Source organism: Mesorhizobium sp. M7A.T.Ca.US.000.02.2.1 (assembly GCF_003996995.1).
GTDB lineage: Bacteria > Pseudomonadota > Alphaproteobacteria > Rhizobiales > Rhizobiaceae > Mesorhizobium.
The window spans coordinates 1-6,356 of the sequence record NZ_RZTT01000356.1; the positions used below are offsets into that span (position 1 = coordinate 1).

The 6,356-nt window shown below is 63.3% G+C and carries 7 protein-coding genes and 1 pseudogene; 5 read left to right on the forward strand and 3 right to left on the reverse strand.

From position 1 onward, the window contains the following. Positions 1-403 (forward strand): hypothetical protein (locus EOD15_RS26165; RefSeq protein ID WP_127408973.1); only part of this gene is annotated, 403 nt, incomplete at its 5' end. Positions 404-534: 131 nt separating this feature from the next. After that, positions 535-1,599, forward strand: coding sequence for an alpha/beta hydrolase (locus EOD15_RS26170; protein ID WP_127321567.1), 1,065 nt, complete (start codon positions 535-537; stop codon positions 1,597-1,599). 44 nt (positions 1,600-1,643) lie between these two features. On the opposite strand, the gene pyk is transcribed toward EOD15_RS26170, so the two are convergent. Further along, positions 1,644-3,080: a pyruvate kinase gene (gene pyk, locus EOD15_RS26175; RefSeq protein WP_013529204.1), complete on the reverse strand. Its 1,437-nt coding sequence runs from the start codon at positions 3,078-3,080 to the stop codon at positions 1,644-1,646. Next, positions 3,077-3,565 carry a DUF1036 domain-containing protein gene (locus tag EOD15_RS26180; RefSeq protein ID WP_127321568.1) on the reverse strand — a complete coding sequence of 163 codons (489 nt, stop codon included), beginning with the start codon at positions 3,563-3,565 and terminating at the stop codon, positions 3,077-3,079. The genes pyk and EOD15_RS26180 overlap by 4 nt, the downstream gene beginning before the upstream one ends. A 245-nt stretch (positions 3,566-3,810) precedes the next feature. On the opposite strand from EOD15_RS26180, the gene EOD15_RS26185 reads away from it, so the two are divergent. From EOD15_RS26185 to EOD15_RS26195, 3 genes are all read left to right on the forward strand, one after another. Further along, the gene (locus tag EOD15_RS26185) at positions 3,811-4,608 is read left to right on the forward strand and encodes an N-formylglutamate amidohydrolase (RefSeq protein WP_127408974.1); all 798 of its coding nucleotides are present in this window, start codon (positions 3,811-3,813) and stop codon (positions 4,606-4,608) included. A gap of 11 nt (positions 4,609-4,619) precedes the next feature. Continuing rightward, positions 4,620-4,928 (forward strand): DUF1244 domain-containing protein, encoded by a 309-nt coding sequence (locus EOD15_RS26190; RefSeq protein ID WP_127322801.1) that lies wholly within the window; start codon positions 4,620-4,622, stop codon positions 4,926-4,928. A 123-nt stretch (positions 4,929-5,051) separates the two neighbouring features. Then, positions 5,052-6,227, forward strand: a complete 1,176-nt coding sequence (locus EOD15_RS26195) for an MFS transporter (protein ID WP_127322800.1) — start codon at positions 5,052-5,054, stop codon at positions 6,225-6,227. On the opposite strand, the pseudogene EOD15_RS37360 reads toward EOD15_RS26195, so the two are convergent. After that, positions 6,191-6,356 (reverse strand): annotated as a pseudogene (locus EOD15_RS37360) (LysR family transcriptional regulator); the annotation flags it as partial. The gene EOD15_RS26195 and the pseudogene EOD15_RS37360 overlap by 37 nt on opposite strands.

Consider the following 6,356-nt stretch of genomic DNA (forward strand, 5'->3'; position numbering starts at 1 on the left):
CATCTGGAGCGAGTGGTCGCAATCCGGCAGCGCCTCGATCGACCTGATGATGCAATGGTCGCAAAAAGCCGTCGAGGGCCAGAAGTTCGACGCAGCGCTCGATTTCCTCGACCAGGTGGTGACTTTGCAGCCGACTTATGCCGAAGGCTGGAACCGGCGTGCCACCGTCCATTTCATGATGAAGAACTACGGCAAGTCGATGTCCGACATCGACCATACGCTGCAGCTCGAGCCGCGCCATTTCGGTGCGCTGTCCGGCCTGGCGCAGATCATGGCGCTGACCGGCCACAAGCAATCGGCGCTCGAGGCCTGGCAAAAGGTGCTGGCCATCTATCCGATGATGCGCAGCGCCCAGGACCAGGTCGGCACGATTTCGGAGGAGCTTGCCGGTGAAGGTATTTGAGGGAATAGGCAGTAGGGATTAGGCAGTAGGTCCAGACCGCTCTGCGGAACACACATGCCTACTGCCTACTGCCTACTGCCTACTGCCTACTGCCTACCCTACTATCCCCCTCCACCTCCGTATCTCCCCTCATGAACCTGATCTACGCCGCCCTTGCCTTCCTGATGGCGCTTGTCTTCGGCTTTGTCGGCGTCACCCGCGTCGGCTCATGGCTGATCGAGCGTCGCAATCCGCCGATCGGCGAGTTCGCCGACATCGACGGCGCCCGCATCCACTATGTCCATGTTCCGGCGCCCGCCAATGCCGAGTTGCCGCCGATCGTCTTCATCCACGGCGCCAGCGCTAACCTCAGGGACCAGATGCTGCCGCTGCGCCCCTTGCTCGAAGGCCGCGCCGAAATGCTGTTCTTCGACCGGCCAGGCCATGGCTGGTCGGGTCGCGGCACCGACAACGAGAACCCGTCGGCGCAGGCCAACACCATTGCCGCACTGATGGACCATCTCGGCATCAAGAAGACTGTCATCGTCGGCCATTCCTTCGGCGGCGTGGTGACATCGGCCTTTGGCCGCGAACATCCAGACAAGACACTCGGGCTCGTCTTTCTCGCACCGGCGACTCACCCATGGCCGGGCGGCGCAACCGCCTGGTACTACGATCTGACCACCATGCCGGTGCTCGGTTGGCTGTTTTCCGAAACGCTGACCTATCCGGCCGGAACCCTGCAGATGGCCGACGCCACCACCTGCGTTTTCTCGCCCAACAAGGTGCCGGACAATTATCTCAGCTCGGCCTCTATCCCGCTGGTGCTGCGACCAACAGCCTTTCGTGCCAACGCCACCGATGTCGCCGGGCTCTATCGCTACGCGCTCGCCACCGCACCGCGTTACGCCGAGATCAAGGCGCCGACCGTGGTGATTTCAGGCGATCGCGACAAGGTGGTCTATGCACATATCCATTCGGTCGGCCTGGCGCGCGACATTGCCGGTGCCGAACTCGTGTGGGTGCACAATCTCGGTCACAAGCCAGACTGGATCGCGACCGACCTGACCGTCGGCGCCATCGAGAAGGTCGCTGGCAAGAATATAGACCTGCAGGCGATGGCCAGGACCGTGGAGGCGCGCATCGCCGGCGACGCCTACGGCGCCGGCAGATGCGCCGATATCAAGGTACCGCAGGCCGAACTCGCGCCGACCTAAAGCGGGCCGCCTGAATCCGTTCAGAGGCGACACGCTTCAGGAATCTAGCGGCTGACTTGTGTGTCCGAACCGATATAGGCGATGCGCAGCATGTTGGTCGAACCCGGTGTCCGCAGCGGCACGCCCGCGGTGATGATGACGCGGTCGCCAGGCTTGCCGAAGCCTTCGTCGAAGGCGATGCGGCAGGCGCGATTGACCATGTCGTCGAGATCGACGGCGTCGGGTGAGACGACGCAATGCGTGCCCCACAAAAGCGACAGCCGCCGCGCCGTGTTGAGGATCGGCGACAGCGCGATAACAGGCACTTGCGGCCGCTCGCGGGCGGCGCGCAGGCCTGTGGTGCCCGATGCGGTGTAGGTGATGATCGCCGACAGCTTCAGCGTTTCGGCGATCTCGCGCGCGGCCAGCGAAATGGCATCGGCGCCGGTCGCCTCCGGCTCGGAGCGCTGGGCGTTGATGATGCCGGCATAGGTCGGATCGGTTTCGACCTTGGTGGCGATACGGTTCATCATTGCCACGGCCTCGACGGGATAGGCACCCGCCGCCGATTCCGCCGACAGCATAATGGCATCGGCGCCTTCGAAGACGGCGATCGAAACATCGGACACCTCTGCGCGGGTCGGCACCGGTGCCGTGATCATCGATTCCAGCATCTGCGTTGCAACCACCACCGGCTTGCCGGCGCGGCGTGCGGCGCGCGTGATCTGCTTCTGGATGCCGGGCACCGCCTCGAGCGGCATCTCGACGCCGAGATCGCCGCGGGCGACCATCAGCGCGTCGGACAATTCGATGATCTCGGCCAACCGGGCGACGGCCTGCGGCTTTTCGATCTTGGCCATGATCAGCGCCCGGCCGCGTGCGATCTTGCGCGCTTCGGCCAGATCCTCCGGCCGCTGCACGAAGGACAGCGCCACCCAGTCGACGCCTGTGGCCAGCACGGCATCGAGATCCTTGCGGTCCTTTTCGGTCAGCGCGCCGACCGGAAGATCGGTGTCGGGCAGGCTGACGCCCTTCTTGTCGGAAATTGTGGTGCCGGCGACGACGGTGCAGACGATCGACTTGCCGTCGCTCTTCACCGCCTTCAGCTCGAGCTTGCCGTCGTCGATCAGCAGGCGATGGCCGGCTTCGACCGAGCTCAGGATTTCCGGATGCGGCAGATAGACCCTGGTCGAGGTGCCGGGCTCTGGATTGTCGTCGAGGGTGAAGGTCTGGCCTTGCGTCAGCACTTCCTTGCCGTTGGCGAACTTGCCGACGCGCAGCTTTGGCCCTTGCAGATCGGCCAGGATGCCGATCGGCCGGCCAACCGCTTCCTCGACAGCGCGGATGCGTCCGACCAGCGTGCGCATCAGTTCATGGTCGGTATGGCTCATATTGATGCGGAACACATCGGCGCCCGCTTCGAACAGTTTCTTCAGCATCTCCTCCGACGAGGAGGCCGGACCGATGGTGGCTAGTATCTTGACCTTGCGGCTACGTCTCATTGACTGTTTGTTCCCGGGGCGGCTGGAGCGCCTCCCGTTGTGGACTCATCGGTCAGCTGGACCATCCAGCTTGCCTGTTCGCCCGTGTCATATTCCTGGAATCCGGCGCGCTGGAAGCCCCGGGCGACGCAGTCGGTCACGCCGGCGATCTTGAACTCTTTTTCAGCCACGCACATGTTGATCGGGCCATCCCAGCGTCCACCGCGTTCGGCGTCTTCTGCATAAAGATAGTAAAACCTTGATGACAGCGGCCCTTCGATCAGCGTCTTGCAGCTCGATCCCTCGATGTGCCACCAGCCTTCGGTGATCCAGCCGGCCTTGGCGCGATAGCCGATGCCGACACCGACCAGGTTCTGCGTGGCGTTGCAGACGCGGAAATCGGCACGCGCCGGCGACGCCACGACCACCGCCGACAAGCCCATGGCAAGAGTGAGGAGCGGCATGGCAAAGGCAGAGCGCATGCGCTGCCCGCCGGCGGAACTCATCCGAAAACCCCTCAAAAACCACATCAGCATCTCTCTGCGCCCCTTTTCGGAAAAGTCCGGGCGCATGTCAACGCACCGTTTTGTCCAGTTCCAATCGATTTAGAAAGGCTCCGGCGCACAATTCGCCGACGTGTGCCAGGTTTCCCGGGAAACCTTGGCCAAACAACGGCATTGCGCAAGCGTCGTCTTCGTGGAATGACGATAGCACCCTCCCCGGAAGCCCGCGAACAGACCATTTCCCGCCAATGACCCGATCCACAGTTTTCGCGCCTTTCGACATCATCGAGGGCGACCGCAAGCGAGGCATCGTGCTGTTGGGCGATCATGCCCGTCGCGACCTGCCCGACGACTACGGCAGCCTCGGCCTGCCCTCGGCCGAGTTCGACCGGCACATCGCCTATGACATCGGCGTCGAGGCGGTGACGCGCGAACTGGCTGCCCTGCTCGGCGTGCCGGCGGTGCTCGCCAATTTTTCGCGACTGCTGATCGATCCCAATCGCGGCGAAGACGACCCGACGCTCATTCGCCAGCTTTATGACGGCATTGTCGTACCTGGGAATTACCCCATCACTGCCGATGAGCGCGAGAGGCGGCTCGACGGGTTCTATCGGCCCTATCACGACGCTGTCGGCGCCATGATCGCATCGGTCGCGCAGGCTTCCGCCCAGACGCCCTTCATCTTTTCGGTGCATTCCTTCACCCCGGCCATGCAAGGAATCCAGCGTCCTTGGCACGTCGGCATCCTGTGGGATCTCGACGACCGCGTGGCGCGGCCGTTGATAGACATGCTGGCGCAGGACAAGAACCTCGTCGTCGGCGACAACGAACCCTATGACGGCGCGCTGCGCGGCGACACTATGTACAAGCATGCCATCGTCAACGGCTTCGCCCATGCGCTGATCGAGATCCGACAGGATTTGATATCGGACCAGAAGGGCGCGCTCGCCTGGGCCGAACGGTTGGCGCCGATCGTTGACGCGATCGACCGCCGTCCCGATATACATGTGGTGAAGATGTTCGGCTCGCGCACCGGGCCGCTATGACGGAGGTTTCGATGACCGAACTCAGCGACGAGCAGCAACGCGATTTCGAAGCGGCCGCCTTCCGCCGGCTGGTCGAGCATCTGCGCGAGCGCAACGATGTGCAGAACATCGACCTGATGAATCTTGCCGGCTTCTGCCGCAACTGCCTGTCGAACTGGTATCGCGAGGCAGCCAATGCCGAGGGCGTCGATCTCACCAAGGATCAGTCGCGCGAGATCGTCTACGGCATGCCTTATGCGGAATGGCAGGCGCTGAACCAGACCGAGGCCTCCGACGCCAAGAAGGCCGAATTCGAGGCAAGGCGCCCCCAGGACCATTGACGCCGTCGCCCCAGCGATCGCTTAAGGCTATGTTTGGCCCAAAATGCTTCCCGAAAGAGCCTTGACTGAAAATTGAATCGATCTAATTTGCCGCGCGAAGCCATTTTCAGCGGGATTCGCCTCATGAACGCGTCAATTGCCAAGCTGACTGCCATTCGCGGACGATGGGCGCTCGCGGCCATTTTTCTCGCCAACGGCTTCCTGACGGGCAGCTGGGCGCCGCAGATCCCGGTGTTCCTGACCCGGCTGGAGATTTCGAAGTTCACGCTCGGCCTGCTGATTCTCTTATTCGGCGTCGGTGCCGTCGTCGCGATGACCTGGTGCGGCCATTTGATCTCCAGACATGGCTCGCGCACCGTACTGCGCTGGTTCGCCCTGTGCGGCAGCCTCGGTCTGATGGTCGTGGCGCTGGCGCCCAACGTACCGCTGGCGGCCGCGGCCATGATCATCTTCGGCGGCTCGATCGGTGGCATGGACGTTGCCATGAATGCCAATGCCGTGGTGGTCGAACGGCGGCTCTCCCGCGCCGTCATGTCGTCCTCGCACGGCTTCTGGAGTCTCGGCGGCTTCGCCGGCGGCGGCCTCGGCGGCTTTGCCATCCAGCACTACGGCCACCTCGCTCACGCGGCGGCGGTAACGGTGTTTGCCTTCGCGGTGATCGCGGTGGCCGTTCGCCATCTCCTCACCGAAGGCAGCCCGCAGGCAGCCGAGCACCACAAATTCGCACTGCCGGCAAACCCGCTGGTTTATCTGATCGGACTGATGGCGCTGCTGGCGATGATCTCCGAAGGCGCGGTGCTCGACTGGGCAGCCCTGTATCTGCGCCAGGAGCTCGGCGCCGATCTTGCCGTTGCCGGCCTCGCCTACGCCGGATTTTCGGGCGTCATGGCGGTTACGCGGTTCTTCGGCGACGGTATACGCAATCGCTTCGGCGCGGTGACGACGCTTCGCGTGTCGGCCCTCGTAGCCGCGGTCGGCATGCTGGTCGCTGGCCTGGCGCCCTCGCCCTGGCTCGCCATTGCAGCCTTTGCCTTTTGCGGCTTCGGCATCGCCAATATGGTGCCGATCATCTTTTCGGCCGGCGGCAACCAGGAAGGCATGTCTTCTGGCACCGGCATGAGCGTGGTCACCACGATCGGATACTGCGGCATACTGGTGGCGCCGTCGGCGATCGGCTTCGTTGCCGAGCATTCCAGCTTCGGCCCGATCTTCATCACCATGTCGGGACTGCTGATCATCGTGTTGCTGATGGCCGGGCTCGCTCACCGCGCCGAATTCGCGCCAGCACCCGCCGAATAGCGTTTCAGCTCCTCGTGGAGAAAATCCACCACCCGGCGGATGCGCACGCTTGTACGCACGTCGCGATGCATCGCCATCAGTCCGATCAGATAAACCAGCGGGTTTGCCGGCAGTGCGAATTTGTGGTGC